Annotated in this window: 16 protein-coding genes; 9 read left to right on the top strand and 7 right to left on the bottom strand. The window is 63.4% G+C overall.

Annotation, left to right across the window (positions count from 1 at the left end; all coding sequences use genetic code 11):
- The first annotated feature begins 42 nt into the window (after window positions 1-42).
- The 5 genes from BLT42_RS07055 to BLT42_RS07035 all read left to right on the top strand — a co-directional run bounded on the left by BLT42_RS07055 (window position 43) and on the right by BLT42_RS07035 (window position 5,015).
- Window positions 43-888, top strand: a complete 846-nt coding sequence (locus BLT42_RS07055; protein WP_233342369.1) for an FkbM family methyltransferase — start codon at window positions 43-45, stop codon at window positions 886-888.
- Complete coding sequence (gene dnaJ / locus BLT42_RS07050; RefSeq protein ID WP_091768962.1) at window positions 888-2,063, top strand: molecular chaperone DnaJ; 1,176 nt, start codon at window positions 888-890, stop codon at window positions 2,061-2,063. Before BLT42_RS07055 ends, dnaJ begins: the two co-directional genes overlap by 1 nt.
- Window positions 2,064-2,122: 59 nt before the next feature.
- Window positions 2,123-3,208 carry a hypothetical protein gene (locus BLT42_RS07045; protein WP_091768959.1) on the top strand — a complete coding sequence of 362 codons (1,086 nt, stop codon included), beginning with the start codon at window positions 2,123-2,125 and terminating at the stop codon, window positions 3,206-3,208.
- Window positions 3,205-4,032, top strand: a complete 828-nt coding sequence (gene dapB / locus BLT42_RS07040; protein WP_091768956.1) for a 4-hydroxy-tetrahydrodipicolinate reductase — start codon at window positions 3,205-3,207, stop codon at window positions 4,030-4,032. The genes BLT42_RS07045 and dapB overlap by 4 nt, the downstream gene beginning before the upstream one ends.
- A gap of 308 nt (window positions 4,033-4,340) precedes the next feature.
- Window positions 4,341-5,015, top strand: coding sequence for a helix-turn-helix transcriptional regulator (locus tag BLT42_RS07035; protein ID WP_091768954.1), 675 nt, complete (start codon window positions 4,341-4,343; stop codon window positions 5,013-5,015).
- Between the two features lie 105 nt (window positions 5,016-5,120).
- Here the strand turns inward: BLT42_RS07035 and BLT42_RS07030 are convergent, their stop codons facing one another.
- From BLT42_RS07030 to katG, 5 genes are all read right to left on the bottom strand, one after another.
- On the bottom strand, window positions 5,121-5,579 hold the full coding sequence (locus tag BLT42_RS07030) for a VOC family protein (protein WP_091768951.1): 459 nt from the start codon (window positions 5,577-5,579) through the stop codon (window positions 5,121-5,123).
- Complete coding sequence (locus BLT42_RS07025) at window positions 5,580-6,167, bottom strand: hypothetical protein (RefSeq protein WP_091768948.1); 588 nt, start codon at window positions 6,165-6,167, stop codon at window positions 5,580-5,582.
- Window positions 6,168-6,175: 8 nt separating this feature from the next.
- Window positions 6,176-7,024: a methylated-DNA--[protein]-cysteine S-methyltransferase gene (locus tag BLT42_RS07020; RefSeq protein WP_091768945.1), complete on the bottom strand. Its 849-nt coding sequence runs from the start codon at window positions 7,022-7,024 to the stop codon at window positions 6,176-6,178.
- A 19-nt stretch (window positions 7,025-7,043) separates the two neighbouring features.
- Window positions 7,044-7,592, bottom strand: a complete 549-nt coding sequence (locus tag BLT42_RS07015; RefSeq protein WP_091768942.1) for a DUF2244 domain-containing protein — start codon at window positions 7,590-7,592, stop codon at window positions 7,044-7,046.
- A 142-nt stretch (window positions 7,593-7,734) separates the two neighbouring features.
- Window positions 7,735-9,915: a catalase/peroxidase HPI gene (gene katG, locus BLT42_RS07010; RefSeq protein ID WP_091768939.1), complete on the bottom strand. Its 2,181-nt coding sequence runs from the start codon at window positions 9,913-9,915 to the stop codon at window positions 7,735-7,737.
- 248 nt (window positions 9,916-10,163) lie between these two features.
- Between katG and BLT42_RS07005 the strand changes: the two genes are divergently transcribed.
- Complete coding sequence (locus BLT42_RS07005) at window positions 10,164-10,781, top strand: LysE family translocator (protein WP_091768936.1); 618 nt, start codon at window positions 10,164-10,166, stop codon at window positions 10,779-10,781.
- 50 nt (window positions 10,782-10,831) lie between these two features.
- Window positions 10,832-11,527 carry an endonuclease III gene (nth, locus tag BLT42_RS07000; RefSeq protein WP_091768933.1) on the top strand — a complete coding sequence of 232 codons (696 nt, stop codon included), beginning with the start codon at window positions 10,832-10,834 and terminating at the stop codon, window positions 11,525-11,527.
- On the opposite strand, the gene BLT42_RS06995 is transcribed toward nth, so the two are convergent.
- Both BLT42_RS06995 and BLT42_RS06990 read right to left on the bottom strand, forming a co-directional pair.
- Window positions 11,524-12,042, bottom strand: a complete 519-nt coding sequence (locus BLT42_RS06995; protein WP_143024073.1) for a DUF6438 domain-containing protein — start codon at window positions 12,040-12,042, stop codon at window positions 11,524-11,526. The genes nth and BLT42_RS06995 overlap by 4 nt on opposite strands.
- A 68-nt stretch (window positions 12,043-12,110) precedes the next feature.
- Window positions 12,111-12,992: an ATP-grasp domain-containing protein gene (locus tag BLT42_RS06990; RefSeq protein ID WP_091768927.1), complete on the bottom strand. Its 882-nt coding sequence runs from the start codon at window positions 12,990-12,992 to the stop codon at window positions 12,111-12,113.
- Window positions 12,993-13,125: 133 nt separating this feature from the next.
- Between BLT42_RS06990 and BLT42_RS06985 the strand changes: the two genes are divergently transcribed.
- On the top strand, window positions 13,126-14,133 hold the full coding sequence (locus BLT42_RS06985; protein ID WP_091768924.1) for an adenosine kinase: 1,008 nt from the start codon (window positions 13,126-13,128) through the stop codon (window positions 14,131-14,133).
- Between the two features lie 216 nt (window positions 14,134-14,349).
- Entirely contained in the window at window positions 14,350-16,395 is a 2,046-nt protein-coding gene (locus BLT42_RS06980; protein ID WP_233342368.1) for a putative bifunctional diguanylate cyclase/phosphodiesterase, read from the top strand.
- Window positions 16,396-16,432: the final 37 nt, after the last annotated feature.

The raw sequence follows: 16,432 nt of genomic DNA, 5'->3' as shown, positions 1-16,432 counted from the left end.
CGCACCGGACTTGAGAGCGTAAACATGTCGAACCCCGACCCGATGACTGCGCCATTTGGCGCCTTTGCCCTGTCTTCCCGCGAAGAGTGGCTGCGCCGGCTGGCGATGTCGCTCCCGACAGACGGGCTGCGCCGCGGCGCCGAATCCGCCATCCGCCGCGTGCTGATGTCGGGCGGTCGCGACATCGCCGATGTCGAGGTCTTTCCCGGCCAGTTTGCCCGCCTGCACATGCGCGATAATCGCTGCGAGAAGCGGGTCTTCGTCGGCTCCCGGACCTGGGACAATGCCGAACGCGCCGCCATCCGCGGACAGATCGCCGCCAAACCGGCCGGAGAGAAGTTCGTCTTCGTCGATGCCGGCGCCAATGCCGGCTTCTACACATTGTCGGCGGTGTCCGACGGTCAGGCCCTCGGGCGGACCGTCAAGGCGGTCGCAATCGAACCGGACGTCGAGAACCGGCGTCGGCTGGAATTCAATCTCGCCGCCTCGAATGCGGGCAATGTCACCGTTCTGCCCTATGCACTCGGTGCCGAAGAGGGCGAAGCCGTGCTGGTCCAGTCCGACCATAATCGCGGCGAAGTACATATCGAGGCCGGCGGCGAAGGCAGCAGCATCCGTCTGCGCCCGCTGCGCGCCGCCTTGCATGAAGCCGGTGTCGACCATGTCGACATCATGAAAATGGATATTGAAGGCTTTGAGGAAACTGTCCTCGAGGCCTTTTTCGGGGACGCGCCCCGAACCATATGGCCCCGCATGATCCTGCTCGAGACCCGGCATGAAGCCGGTCTCACAGCGGGAGCGGCCGGCCTGTGCCTGCGAAATGGATATGAATTGGCATTGCAGATGCGTCAGAACGCGGTGCTGGTGCTGAAACCGGGTGAAATTTAATGAGCAAGCGTGACTTCTACGAAATCCTTGGTGTCGCCAGGACCGCCGATGAAAAGACCCTCAAAGTCGCTTATCGCAAGCTGGCGATGGAGTTTCACCCGGACCGCAATCCGGGCGATGCCGCTGCCGAGGCCAAGTTCAAGGAAGTCGGCGAAGCCTATGCCATCCTGTCCGATGGCGACAAGCGCGCCGCCTATGACCGCATGGGCCACGCTGCCTTCGAACAGGGCGGTGGCGGCGGCTATGGCGGCCAGGGCCCGTTCGGCGCTGGCGGCGCGGCCGAATTTGCCGATATTTTCGAACAGGTGTTCGGCGATGCCTTCGGGCGTGGCGGCGGACGCCGTGGCGGCAGCCATACCGGACCGGCCCGCGGCAATGATCTGCGCTTCGATATGGAAGTCTCGCTGGAAGACGCCTTCACCGGCAAGGAAACCACCATCACCGTGCCAACTGCAATGAATTGCGAGCGCTGTGACGGTCAGGGCAATGAACCGGGCACCGATCTTGAATCCTGTCCGACCTGCCACGGTGCCGGCCGGATCCGCCGGTCCCAGGGCTTGTTCACCATGGAACAGACCTGCCCGCAGTGCGGTGGCCGCGGCCAATATGTCAAAACCCCCTGCCAGGACTGTGATGGCGTCGGTCGCGTGCGCAAGAACCGCACCCTGACCGTCAATATCCCGGCGGGCGTCGAGGATGGCACGCGCATTCGCCTGGCTGGTGAAGGCGAAGCCGGGGCGCGCGGCGGGCCGCGCGGCGATCTCTATCTCTTCCTTTCCGCCAAACCACACGAATTGTTCGAGCGCGACGGCCCCAATCTCTATTGCCGCACACCGGCCTCCATGGTGTCCGCCGCCCTGGGCGCGACGATTGAAGTGCCGACCATTGATGGCGGCAAGGCCGAGCTGAAAATCCCCGCCGGTGCCCAGACCGGCCGCCGTATGCGCCTGCGCGGCAAGGGCATGCCCCGTCTGCGCGGCGGACCGCGCGGCGATATGGTGATCGAGCTTTTCGTCGAGACCCCGCGCAATCTGTGCGAACGCCAGAAAGAGCTGCTGAAAGAATTCTGCTCGCTCTCCGGCGAGGGCTGCAATCCGGACAGCGATGGCTTTTTCACCAAGGTCAAGCAGTTCTGGAGCGACGTGACCACGGATGACGGTCGCCCAAACGCCTGACCGGATTTGGCTCACAGGGCAGGTGACACGCGCGCCCGGCGCGGCCTAATGTGGCCGGCATGACCGAAAGCGATGCCACACCCGAACAGATCCTGGACCTCGAGCGCTTCACACCGGCCGAGACCGCGCTCTATCGCTGGTCGCCGCTGGGTTTCTGGGGCACGACGCTGGCGGTTTTCGCTGTCAGTTTTGGCTCCTTCGCGCTGATCGCCGAGATCACGGGCCGTCCACATCTGGGCTATGTGAACGCCGCCGGGGCCTGGCAGCTGAACACGGTCAGCTGGATCGGTTTCGTACTCTCCATGATCCTGACAACCGGTGTCGCGCTGACCCAGATCGGCCGCCGCCGCTGGGAAACCGAACGAGCCAATCTGCTTGCCGCCATGGATACGCAGGGCCGCGCCGCCGCAAATGCGCTGTGCGATGGCGTCCCGGTCTCCTGGCGCCGCTATTACTGGCTGCTGACCGTATTCGGCTTTATCGGCGGCCTGATTTTCAACATCATCATGACCGATGCCGAAGCCGTCACACCCCTGGAATATATCCAGTCGATCGGCCTGTGGTTCCTGGTCTTCTCCCCCTGGCTCTATGCCGTCGGCATGCGCGCCGGGCTGAGCCTGGCACGCGAAGGCCGGGAAATGCGCAAACTGATCGATCGCCATGTCGTAATCGATCTCTATCACCTTGAACGACTTGATATTTTCGGACGCATCGGACTTGCCGCATCCGGCTCATGGCTGGTGATGGCCGGCGTGCTCCTGCTCTTCATTGCCGATCCCCGCCAGGCCTGGATAGCCGTGCCGGCAATTGGCCTGGCTGTACTGGGCGGCGTGGTCGCGCTCACCAATGCGGTGCGCCCAATTCAGCGCAAGGTGCATGCGGCCAAGGCAGCGGAACTGGCCGAAGTGCACCGGCATATGGCGCAGGCACGCGAGCGGGCCTTTGCCGGCGATGACGCGGCGGCCTCGGCACTGGCCGGGCTGACCGATTATGAAGTCTGGGTCGAACGCCGACCGGAATGGCCGATCTCGACCTCGGTCACGCTACGCTTCAGCCTTTACATCCTAATCCCCATCCTGCCAATTTTGGGCTCTTATCTGTTTGAAAAATTTGCTGATCGCATTCTTTCCGGAGGCGTATTTTGAAGTCAGTCACCAAAGTCACCGTGCTCGGGCCGACCGGCCGCCTCGGGCGCGCGATCTGCGCCGCCGTTCTCGATGCTCCGGATATGGAACTGGTGGGCGCCATCGTCCGCAGCCAGTCCGCCTTTCTTGACGAGGATGTGGGCGAAATGCTGGATCGCGACACGGTCGGTTGCCGCACGACAGTCCCCTTCGAGGACGCGTTGGAGCTGAGCGATATCGTCATTGATGCGAGCATGCCGGCCATGACGATCTCGGTCGCCGAACGCATGGCTGTGCAGGCACGAAAGTGCGGCCTGGTGACCGGGGTTACGGGTTTCACGACCGAGCAATCCGAACGCCTGGCCACCGCTGCCCAGCGCGTCCCGCTGCTGGCCGCCGGCAATTTCTCGCTTGGCATAGCGGTCATCGAGGCCCTGGTCGAACAGGCCGCCATCCTGCCGGCCAAGGACTGGGATATCGAGATTTCCGAAACCCATCACAGGCTCAAGGCCGATGCACCCTCGGGGACCGCACTCCTGCTCGGCCATGCAGCCGCGAGAGGCCGCGGCATCAATCACGAAGCCATGGCTGTGTGGGCCCGTGAAGGCGTGACCGGACCGCGACGGCCCGGCACGATCGGCTATGCCGTCTCTCGCGGTGGCGGGATTATCGGCGAGCATGAGGTGCGGCTGCTGTCCGATATGGAGGAGATCTCCATCTCCCACCGCACCCATGACCGCCGCGTCTTTGCCCGCGGTGCGATCACGGCGACGCGCTGGATGTGTGATGGCGGCAAGGGCCGCGAGCCCGGCCTGTATTCGATGCAGGATGTCGTTAAGGCTTAGGCAAGCTGTTTCACGTGGGACAGCGCGGGCCCTGCCCGCTCTCTCGCACCATGTCGTCGAATTTCACGCGTCGTTTCCTTGTCTTGGCGTTCATGGCGGTGGATGTCAGGAGGGCAGTTCAGCCGGTCACGCTGCCGCACCCGCCAGACGCAGGCCGCGGCAGCGCCGCGTGAACTGTCGTTTGTCAGCCTGACGTCACCAGACAGGTCAGGACGGGCGGGCCCTCCTGGCCCGGCAATTCTTCACTTGATCAGCACGTCGAACCCTGACACCTTGCCGTCATACCCGTTGGCGTCAGGAGATTGTCAGTGCGTCGCGCCGAAAGATTAATCCGCATTATCCAGGCCCTGCGCCAGGCCGCACCCGGCGCCGTCACCGCCCAGGACATGGGTGGCCGGTTCGATGTCTCAGAACGCACCATTTATCGCGACATTGCCCATCTGATCGGTTCGGGCGCGCCCATCGATGGCGAGGCCGGTGTCGGCTATGTCCTGCGGCCGGGTTTCGATCTGCCGCCCATCACCTTCAGCTATGAACAGCTCGACGCCCTCGCCCTGGGTGCCCGCTTCGTGCGCGCCACCGGTGATCGCGATCTCGCGGCGGCGGCATCGGAGGCATTGTCGAAGATCGAACACGCCCTGCCCGACACCCATCGCGAACGTCTGAAATCGGCGCCACTCTTTGCCGCCTTCCTCGACGACACGGTGCGTCCGGAAGCCTTCGGCCCGGTACGCAATGCGATCACCAATCGGCGCAAATTGCGGGTGCGCTACAATTCGCTCGATGATGAGGCGACAACGCGCATCATCCGCCCGCTCGCCCTGACCTGTTTCGGCCGCGTGTGGCTGCTGACAGCCTGGTGCGAACTGCGTAATGATTTCCGCCACTTCCGCACTGACAGAATCGAACGCGTCACCGTCCTCGCCGAAAGCTTCGAAGACGAGGTCGGCAAACGCTTCAAGGATATGCAGCGGGCGGCCTAGAGCGTTTTCAGCAAAAGTAGGAACCGGTTTTGCGGTTCGAAAACGCGACAAAGCAAAAACTTGGTGCCGCTACAGTGACTTCGGCTTCAATGAAACGCCCCCAACCTACCAGCTCCCGGTATTCTCCATCGAGGCCCAGGGCTCTTGCGGCGGCAGGCTTTCGCCCTTTTGCAGCAATTCCACCGATATCAGATCCGGTGAGCGTACGAAGGCCATATGGCCGTCGCGTGGCGGGCGGCAAATCAGATAGCCCATGGCGTCGAGATGGGCGCAGGTGGCGTAGATATCGGCGACGCGATAGGCGAGATGCCCGAAATTGCGGCCGCCCTCATAGCTCTCCGGATCCCAGTTATGGGTCAGTTCGACGCAGGGCAGGCCGGTCGGGATCGGGCCGCCGGTATAGCCGGCGCGGGCAATGTCTTGCGGTGTCGCCAGGAAGATCAGGGTGAAACGGCCCGGTTCGCTGTCGAAGCGGCTGATTTCCTTGAGACCAAGCCCGTCACAATAGAAGCGCAGGCTGGCATCGACGTCCGAGACGCGGACCATGGTGTGCAGGAATTCCATCTATTCGGTCTCCGTAGCGGATTTTGTTTCGGGGGTGGGTGTGGACTGCGGCGCCGGATCGGGCCGCGCGCGGACAGCCCATTTCGGACGGGCGCGCCGGATCACGACATCATCGAGCGGCTCGCCGCGGGCGCGTGCCAGGGCCGGCTGGAAGGCTTCTGGTGAACGGGCGTGATGGATCCGCGCGACAATGGCGGCGCATAGCGCCCACAGGCCGCAAAACCCGAAGAACATGTAGAACATCCACGGGTAATAGCCGACATCATACCAGGGCCCGCCATCAAGCATTGAGGTAAACACCGGCCAGAACGCCGTCAGGGCAATTGCCGCCAGCGGCGTCGCCAGTGTCGCGGTCAACAGGGCGATCGGCATGTAGAGCGCCCAGCGCGGCTCATGCGCCCCGACATAGAGCTTCACGAAGACCGCCTCGTCGACGCCCTTGATCGTGGCCGGCTTGGTGAGAACGCGCTCGGCATATTCGGCGCGGGCGTCGGCGGTCAGATTGATCCGCGCCGCCAGCCATCGCGAAAACAAGGCTGCCGAGACAGTGAAGATCAGCAGGGCAACGATATAGAGGGTCAGATTCATGCCGCCTTTTACCCCCTCGCTGCCTCATAGGCGAGCATGGCGCGCTTGCGGTCTACACCCCAGTGATAACCGGTCAGGAGGCCATTGCTGGCGAGCACGCGGTGGCAGGGGATCAGCCAGGATATCGGATTGGCGCCGACCGCCGCGCCGACGGCGCGTGACGCCTTGGCCGAACCGACGGCGTCCGCGATGGTTTTATAGGTCGTCGTCGCACCGGCCGGAATGGAGAGCAGGGCGCGCCAGACCTGGCGTTGCCAGGGCGTACCGTAAAGCGCCAGCGGGATCGGCTCGCCCGGCGTGGCGGCGAAGACCCGCTCCGCCCATTGCCGCGCGATATCGTCATCGCGGCGATAATCGGCAGCGGGATAGCGCGCCTGGAGATCGGCGAAACCGCCTTCGGGGTACGGATCGGCAAAGGCCAGCGCCGACAGGCCGCGCGGGGCGATCAGAAACACCGCTTCGCCAAACGGCGTCGGCGCCGCCCCCCAGACAAAGTCGAGCCCCGCCCCGCGGCGGCGGGCGTCACCGGGTGTGACCGCTTCATGGGCAATGAAGAGATCATGCAGCCGCCCGGGTCCCGACAATCCGGCCTCGAATGAGGCGTCGAGCACACAGGCGCCCTCATCGAGCGCAGCGCGGGCGGCGCCGTGGGCCAGGGCACCGACATATTTCTTCGGGCTGACCCCGACCCAGCGCGTGAAAACACGCTGGAAATGGTGCGGCGACAGGCCGGCAGCGCGGGCCGCAGCATCCAGATCGGGATGCTCCTGCCAATGATCGCCGAGAAAGGCGAGGGCGGCGGAGACGCGATCAAAATCGCGGGCGGCGGCGTCGAGGGTGTAGATTTCAGCGGTCATGGGGCGGAGTTTAGGCCGGTTACGCCAGCTCGCCACCCGGTTCTTGCGGCGTGAAACGGCGCGCGCGCCCGATCGCGTCCCCCAGCGCGGCGGCAAATTCATCGCGCTCTTTCGGGCTGAGGAAAGACCCCAGCACCAGCCAGCGCCCGTGCGTGCCGATGGCCAGCTGGGCGTCATGCTTGCCGGCATTGAGGTGCTGCAACATCGCCCAGCCCGTCGGCAGACGGTAGCGGCGGACATGACCGGTCGGGTGTTGACGCGTCACCTCGATATCGCGCGCATCAACGCGGACATATTCGCGCATCCGGCCATCGCGATAGGAGACCCGGAAAGCGAGCCAGACCAGAAGCGCGTCGAGCCCGAAAAACGGCATCACCGGCCAGGCCCCCATCGAGACAAACAGGATGCCGGAGAAGAAGGAGACCGCGGCCACGGTCAGAATCAGCACATTGAAAGCCGGATTGGGCAGGGAGCGATTGGGTGCAAGCTCGGCATCCATGGTGAAAGGGCCGGTGGCCGCTTCATGGCCGTCGCTCGCGGCGGGCCAGGTTTCGACAAGACTTGCCATGACGCCATTCAATCCCGGCCCGGCGCGGCGCGACAGGTGACGTTTCAGCGCAGCTCAAGCCAGTACCGCCCGCGCAAGAGAAAAGGAGTGGACGTTTCGGCCCACTCCCCTTCTGCTTATTGCCTGAATATGCCCGCGCGGATCAGGCCAGATCGAACCGATCCAGATTCATCACCTTGTCCCAGACCTTGACGAAGTCGCGCACGAAGGCAGCTTTCGCATCGGCGGCGGCATAGACCTCGGCCAGGGCGCGCAATTGCGAATTGGAGCCGAAGACGAGATCGACGCGGGTTCCGGTCCATTTGACCTCGCCGGTCTTGCGGTCACGCCCTTCAAACAGATCATCAGATCCGGCAACCGGCTGCCATGTCGTGCCCATGTCCAGCAGATTGACGAAGAAGTCATTGCTGAGCACGCCCGGCCTGTCGGTGAAGACGCCATGCTTTGTGCCGCCAAAATTGCCACCAAGCACGCGCATGCCACCAAGAAGAACCGTCATTTCCGGCGCTGTCAGGGTGAGCAATTGCGCCTTGTCGACCAGCAATTCCTCGGCTGGCCGGTCGGCCGTCTTGCCCAGATAATTGCGGAAACCATCCGATCTCGGCTCCAGCGGTTCGAAGGAGTCGATATCGGTCTGCGCCTGTGATGCATCCGTCCGGCCCGGCGTGAAGGGCACGCTGACATCATGCCCGGCCTGCTTCGCGGCAGATTCAACCGCTGCACAGCCGCCCAGAACAATCAGATCGGCGATCGAAACTTTTGTCTCGCCGAAACCTTTGCGGACCTCCTCCAGCTTTGCCAGCACTTGCGAGAGCTCGGCCGGCTGGTTGACCGCCCAATCCTTCTGCGGCGCGAGCCGGATGCGGGCACCATTGGCACCGCCGCGCATGTCCGACCCACGGAAGGTCGAGGCCGAGGCCCAGGCGGTCTGGACGAGCTGGGCGATGGTGAGGCCCGAGGCGAGGATTTTCGCCTTCAACGCGGCGATATCCTTGGCGCCGATTGGCTTGTGATCAGGCTCGGGGACCGGATCCTGCCAGAGCAGCTCCTCGCTGGGCACTTCCGGTCCGAGATATCGGGAAACCGGGCCCATATCGCGATGGGTCAGCTTGTACCAGGCACGGGCGAAGGCATCAGCGAAGGCCTGCGGATTTTGCTGATAGCGGCGCGCGATCGGCTCATAGATGGGATCGAAGCGCAGCGACAAGTCCGCTGTGGTCATCATCGGCCGGTGCTTCTTGGTCGGATCGAAGGCGTCGACGACCATGTCCGCCTCTTCGCAATCCTTGGGATGCCATTGGTGGGCGCCGGCCGGGCTCTTCGACAACTCCCACTCATATTTGAACAGCACGTTGAGATAGCCCATATCCCACTTCGTCGGATTGGCTTTCCAGGCGCCTTCAATACCACTGCCGATCGCATCGGCACCCTTGCCGCTGCCAAAACTGCTCTTCCAGCCCAACCCCTGCTGCTCAATCGAGGCCGCCTCGGGTTCAGCGCCGACAAGGCCGGCATCGCCGGCACCATGGCATTTGCCGAAAGTGTGACCACCGGCGACCAGGGCCACGGTCTCTTCATCATCCATCGCCATACGGGCAAAGGTGTCGCGGACATCGCGGCCGGAGGCGACCGGGTCGGGATTGCCGTTCGGGCCTTCCGGATTGACGTAGATCAGGCCCATCTGCACTGCGGCGAGCGGGTTTTCCAGCTCGCGCTCCCCGCTATAGCGCTCATCGCCGAGCCAGGTGCTCTCGGGACCCCAATAGATGTCCTGCTCCGGCTCCCAGATATCGGTGCGGCCACCGGCAAAGCCGAAGGTCGGACAGCCCATGGATTCCAGGGCGCAATTTCCGGCCAGCACCATCAGGTCGGCCCAGGAAATCTTCTGGCCGTATTTCTGTTTGATCGGCCAGAGCAGGCGGCGTGCCTTGTCGAGATTGACGTTGTCGGGCCAGCTATTGAGCGGCGCAAAACGCTGCGAGCCGGACCCGGCGCCGCCGCGGCCATCGCTGATGCGATAGGTGCCGGCGCTGTGCCAGGCCATGCGGATGAAGAAGGGACCGTAATGGCCGTAATCAGCCGGCCACCAGTCCTGGCTGTCGGTCATCAGGGCGTAGAGATCTTTCTTGACCGCCTTGAGATCGAGGCTTTTGAAGGCCTCGGCATAATCGAAATCCGGGTCCAGCGGGTTGGCGAGGCTGGAATTCTGGCGAAGGATTTGCAGATTCAACTGTTCGGGCCACCAGTCCCCGTTATTCGCCGCGCCGGCCGCCGTGTGTCGCTGGGATGCGCCCATTACCGGGCATTTGCTTTCGCCGTCCATGGTATTTCCGATCGTGGTTCGAGGTGAATTGTCTACGCGAACGCTATGTTTTCACGATGCCGGAAGGCGGGCCATAATTCCAATCGAATTTACCCGACGAACCTATAGAAAAAATCTTCACAGAACCGGCCAATCGCACGCTCAGGGCCGGCATGAACGCACCGGCGGACCCCGCAAGCCTTCATTCTGCGTCGCTCTAACCCACTCGAACAGGTGACGTATCCGCACAGCTTGCGTAATCAGGAGCCATGTTTGACCTTGCCGCCCTTGCGACCTTTGCCTTTACCGTCCTCGTCATCGAGCTGACGCCCGGCCCGAATATGGCCTGGCTGGCGGTGCTCAGCGTCAGCGAGGGTCGGCGCGCCGGTTTTGCCGCGGTTGCGGGCGTCGCGCTGGGCCTGGCGACGATCGGCGGGGCTGCCGCACTGGGACTGGGCGCCGTCATCGAGCGCTTCGACTGGCTGTATCAGAGCCTGCGCTGGGCCGGCGTGGCATTCCTGCTCTATCTGGCCTGGGAGGGCTGGCGCGACGCCAATGGTGCACCGGAGGTCCTCGCCCGGCAGGGCTATCGCCGCTATTTCGCGCGCGGCTTTCTGATCAACGCCCTGAATCCCAAGGCGGCACTCTTCTACATCGCCGTCTTCCCGCAATTCATACACCCGAATGCGCCGGTTGCTGCGCAAGCGGCCTTGCTCGCGACCATCTCGGTCTCGATTGCCACGGCAATCCATCTCGGAATCGTCCTGCTAGCGGGCAGTGCCCGCAGCTTTCTCGAGGACCCGGCGCGCCACCGCGTCTTCCAGCGGGCGCTCTCGCTGCTGCTCGTCGGCGTCGCCGTCTGGTTGCTGATGGCCACGGCGCGCTGACGCAAGAAACGGCATGACGCTGACCGGCGGCCTGGGCTAGACAGGATGCCATGAGCAAGACGCCAATCAAGAAAACCGCCAAGCGTGCCCCGCGCGGCCTGACCCGCGAGCAGGCGCTCGATATCTTCGCCCGCCTGGCCCAGGACCGCCCCGATCCAAAGACCGAGCTGGATTATGTGAACCCCTTCACCCTGCTCGTCGCCGTCGCGCTGTCGGCGCAGGCGACCGATATCGGGGTCAACAAGGCGACGAAACTCCTGTTCCAGGAGGCCGATACGCCGGAGAAAATGCTGGCCCTGGGCGAGGATCATGTCCGCGACCGCATCAAGACGATCGGCCTGTTCCGCAACAAGGCGAAGAACGCGATCATCATGTCGCAGCAATTGGTCGAGCGTCATGGCGGGCAGGTGCCCCATGACCGCGCCTCACTCGAAGCGCTGGCCGGGGTTGGCCGCAAGACCGCCAATGTCGTGCTCAATGAGGCCTTCGGCGAGGAAACCATCGCGGTGGACACGCATATCTTCCGCGTCGGCAACCGCACCGGCCTCGCTCCCGGCAAGACTCCGGATGAGGTCGAGGCCCGGCTGATGAAGATCGTGCCCGCCGAATATATGAAGGGCGCGCATCACTGGCTGATCCTGCACGGACGGTATGTCTGCAAGGCGAGAAAGCCGGAATGCTGGCGCTGCCCGATCGCGGATCTGTGCCGTTTCAAGGACAAGACGCCGGCACCGAAGGGCGCCTAGCGCTTCGGCGCGATCAGGCTCTCATACTGATAGGCCTCGCGCACCTGTTCGCGGATCTGCGACAGGGCATCGCGATAGGGCGAGTCGGCGCAGCCCGGATACCAGACGATATCCTGGCGGCCATCCGGGCCGGTCAGCCCCAAACGGAAATCAGGCAGGTCCGACATCATGGTGCGGCCGCAAGTGGCCGGATTATTCATGGTGATGTCGGCCGGCAGGGACACGGCGTCATGGCGCTGCAGGATCGCGGCGATGCGCTGGAAACTGCCGGCGGCCAGCCGTCCGCTGGTTTCGCCGTCATGGCGGGTGAAACGCTCGCCATTCAACGCATAGCGATCATCGGGCGTGAGGGTGATGGTGTAGATCGGGCAGAAGCCATAACAGGCGCCCTCGGCAATCTCGATCTCGGTCCAGGCCGCAGCGGTTGGTCCCGGGCCGCTCGGACCGGTGCCGGTCTGTGTCGTGGCGCAGGCCGATAGGGCCAGCGCTGTCAAAGCCAGTAGAAGAGCACGCATCATCAACCCCGTTGCAGAACCAGCCGCCATGCAACCGCGTTCTGGCGGCCAGATTATGGCGCCTCCGTCTAAATCAGCGCCTTGAGCGCCCGCGCAAACGCCGCGCCCATATCCGGGCCCTGCTGCGGATAGAGATAGGGTTCGATCAGTTCCAGCTCGATCAGGGCCAGCTGACCATCAAGACCGCGCAGCATGTCAATGCGGGCATAGAGAAGATCGCCCTCGACGCAGGCCAGCACCGAATTCGCCAGCGCCAGCTCTTCATCGGTCGGGTGATGGATTTCCTCGCGTCCGCCATATTCGGACTGAACTCGATAATCGCCTGCCGCCGGAAGCTTGCGGGCGCAATGGGAAAACTCGCGGCCGAAGAAGAGAAAGGCGTATTCGCCTTCCTGCGACACGGCTGGCAGAAAAGGCTGGATCATGCATTCGGCGATTGGCAGATTTTCGGGGCTTGGCAGAGCTTCGCCGCGCCGGATCCGCGCCTGACGCCAGGCGCCGCCGCCGAGCACCGGCTTGACGACGATATCATCACTCCCCAGCGCCTCGAACGCTGCATCGATCGTGGCCGCATCGGCGCGATCGCGCCACAGGGTCGGGATCATGGGAGCGCCGCGTGCCGCCAGATCCTTGAGATAGGTCTTGCGCTGGTTCCAGCGGAAAATCTCGAACGGGTTGAGCAGGCGGGTCTGGCCGGCGATGGTTTCCAGCGCCGCCTCGAAGGCCTCGGGCTTTTGCATATAGTCCCAGCAGGTACCGATCACCGCGGCGTCATAGTGAGAGGCATCAAAATCCGGATCATCCCAGATACGCGTGACCAGCTCGATACCGGCTTCCCGGCAGGCGGGTGCCAGGGCGGAGATCTCGAGATCATATTCCCAGTAATCCTTGCGGGCCTCGGGATTGTCCTTGAGCATGCAGGCGGCGGAGAGAAAGGCGACATGTTTCATGGGGCGCTCGTAATCGGGAATAGCGGTGCCCGCAAGTCTTGCTGTATCGCGCGGTCAGGGTTAACCCACATTCAGCCCGCGAGGCAGCCCGCCAGCCCAGCCGGGCTTAACCTTAATGATCGAGAGACCCGCCATGACCGCGACCCGCTTTGACGTTCTTGCCGTTGGAAATGCCATTGTCGACGTCCTGTCCCCGGCGAGTGACGCCTTCCTCGCCGCCGAGGGTATTGCCCGCGACGCGATGACGCTGATCGATGAAGACCGGGCCCGCACCCTGTATGAGCGCATGCAGCCGGGCAAGGAAGCTTCCGGCGGATCCGCCGCCAATACTGTGGCCGGCATCGCCTCACTCGGTGGCCGCGCCGCCTATATCGGCAAGGTCGCCGATGATCAGCTGGGTGAGATTTTCAGCCATGACATCCGCGCCATCGGTGTCGATTTCGCCTCCACCCCGCTGACAGGTGGTCCGGCGACGGCGCGCTGCCTGATCAATGTCACGCCCGATGCGGGCCGGTCCATGTCGACCTTTCTCGGAGCTGCGGCCCTGGTGACCGAAGAGGATGTCGAAGCCGGCGCAGACGCGCTGCGCGCCTCGAGCATCGTCTATCTGGAAGGCTATCTGTTTGATCGTGAAGAGGCCAAGCGCGCCTATGTCCGCGCCGCCGAACTCGCGGCAGCGGCCGGCCGCAAGACGGCGCTGACCCTGTCGGACACATTCTGCGTCGCGCGCCACCGCGCGGCCTTCCGCCACCTCGTGGCCCATCACATCGATATCCTGCTCGCCAATGAGGCGGAAATCACAGCGCTCTACGAAACCGATGATTTTGACGCCGCCATCGAGATGTGCCGCCGCGATGTCGCCATCGCCGCCGTGACGCGTAGCGACAAGGGTGCCGTCTTGTTGCGTGATGAGGAAACTGTCATCATCGAGGCCGAGCCCGTCTCCGAATTGGTAGACACCACAGGCGCGGGCGACCTGTTTGCCGCCGGCTTCCTGCTCGGTCTGGCGCAGGATAGAAGTCTTGCCGAATCCGGTCGGATGGGGGCGATTTGCGCCGCAGAAATCATTTCTCACTTCGGTGCACGGCCTGAATGCAGTCTTAAAACACTCGCCGAAGACGCAGGAATCCCTTTTGAATAAGGGCTGGTCGTAAATTCGATTCAATTCTTAATGAAAATTGTCCGGCATTTTAACCACAATTCAAGTGGTTGCCCCCATTCTGCTTCCTGAGAACTGGCGGACTTCGTGTCGTGCCAGAGGTTTTGATGGTGTAGGCGCGATCTGAAAAGATCGCGATCAGGGGCAGACATGGCACCCATCCGCAAGGCGATATCGCGTGTAATGCGATCACTGGTGATGAAGTTCACACTTCTCACCGGCATGCTGATTTTTGCGACCACATTGATGCTGATGACGCTGGAGAATATCGCGGCCCAGCGCGAAACCCGCAATCTGCTGGCCGAAAGCTCGATCGCCAGGCTGCAAGCCTCGACCGACCGGATGGCCGTCGCCTTCGCGGGCAATGATGTCGAGTTTATCCAGGTCTATCTCACCGAGATGATGGCCGCGCTCAATCTGTCCGAAGTCTATGCGATCAATAACCGCCGCGAAGTCCTGGGCAGCGCCTTTGCCGAAGGCCTGGAACCGGAACGTCTGGTTCAGTCCGATCTGGCCGTCATGGCCCTGGGCGCCGGTGATCGCCGTGCGGCCCTCGGCTCAACGACGCTGGAAGTCGCCGTGCCGATCTACACCGCTTCCCGCCGCCTGGTGGGCGTTGTGTTTGCCAGCCAGGAGCTCACTGAACTGGTGCGCTCACGCAATGCCGCCATCCGGCGCCAGACATTGATCGCCCTGTTCGCGCTGGGCATTTTCCTGCCGCTGGCCGCGCTGATCGTCGGCCGGGCGCTGAAACCGGTGCAGACACTGACCGATGCTGCGCGGCTCGCCTCGTCAAAGACCCTCGACATGCGCATTGATGTGCGCACCGGCGATGAGCTGGAAGTGCTTGCCAATGCCTTCAACCGCATGTTTGCGCGCCTCGACGGCAATCTCAAACGCATCCACCGGCTGGCCTATGTCGATCTGGTCACCGAGCTGCCCAATCGCGAACGCTTCCGCAAGGAGACCGAGCGGGTCTCGCGCAAGGCGCTGGAAGATGGCGAAACCGGTGCCGTGCTCTTCCTCGATCTCGACCGTTTCAAGCGCGTCAATGACAGCCTGGGCATAGGCGAAGGCGACCGCATGCTCGAAATGGTCGCCCGGCGCCTGTCGGAAGTGACGCGCGGCTGTGATCTTGCCGCCGGCCGCATCGGCGAACCCAGCCTGGTTGCTCGCCTCGGCGGCGATGAATTCACCGTGCTTCTGCCGTCCATTGACGAGCCCGCTGACGCGGCCCGGATTGCCAATAAACTGGTCGACGCTATCCGTCTGCCGTTTGAAATCTCCGGTCACCAGGTCTTCCTGGGTGTCTCGATCGGCATCGCCGTCTTCCCGCAGGACGGCGCCGACCCGGAATCCCTGATCCGCCATGCCGACCTGGCCATGGCCCATGCCAAGCGCGATGGCGGTTCCTCGGCCCGTTTCTTCGAATCGGCCATGAACCAGTCCGCCTTCGAGCGCCTGGTGCTGGAAAATGAACTGCGCGACGCCGTCCTCAAGGACCAGCTGGTGGTCTTCTACCAGCCCAAGATCGACATGAAGACCGGCGCCGTTGCCGGGGCTGAGGCGCTGGTGCGCTGGCAGCACCCGACGGCCGGCCTGTTATCCCCTGGCGCCTTCATCGAGGCGGCCGAGGAATGCGGCCTGATCGGCGAAATCGGCGACTGGGTCCTGCGCGCCGCCTGTATTGAAGCCGCCCGCTGGCGCACGCTGGGGATCGAGATTCCCGTGGCCGTCAATGTCTCGGCGATGCAGTTCGAGCGCGAGGGTTTCGCGGAGTCCGTGCTGCACGCGCTGGAACTGGCAGATCTGCCGCCACACCTGCTCGAGCTGGAACTGACCGAGTCGATCGCGATGGAAAACCCTGAGCGTGCCATCGTCCAGGTTCAGCCCCTGCGTGACCGCGGCGTCAATTTCGCCATCGATGATTTCGGCACCGGCCATTCCTCGCTCTCCTATCTGACGCGGATGCCGTTTGACGTCTTCAAGATCGACCAGAGCTTTGTGCGCGACATGACCACCGATCCGCACGCCTGCATCGTCGTCGAGACCATTCTCGCCATGGCCAAGGCCCTGAAACTGGAAACCGTCGCTGAAGGCGTCGAGACCCAGGAACAGTTTGAAATGCTGCGGGCCGAAGGCGCCACCCTGGCCCAGGGCTTCCTGTTTGCCCGCCCGATGCCGGCCCATGATTTCGTCGAATATACCCAGGGCGGTTCAGCCAAGCGCGCCGTAGCCGAATAGCTCAAATGGTCTGAGGACTTGATCGCGGCGGCTGCTG

It is taken from the genome of Maricaulis salignorans, assembly GCF_900103475.1.
Classification (GTDB): domain Bacteria; phylum Pseudomonadota; class Alphaproteobacteria; order Caulobacterales; family Maricaulaceae; genus Maricaulis; species Maricaulis salignorans.
This window is presented reverse-complemented; position numbering and strand designations above follow the sequence as displayed.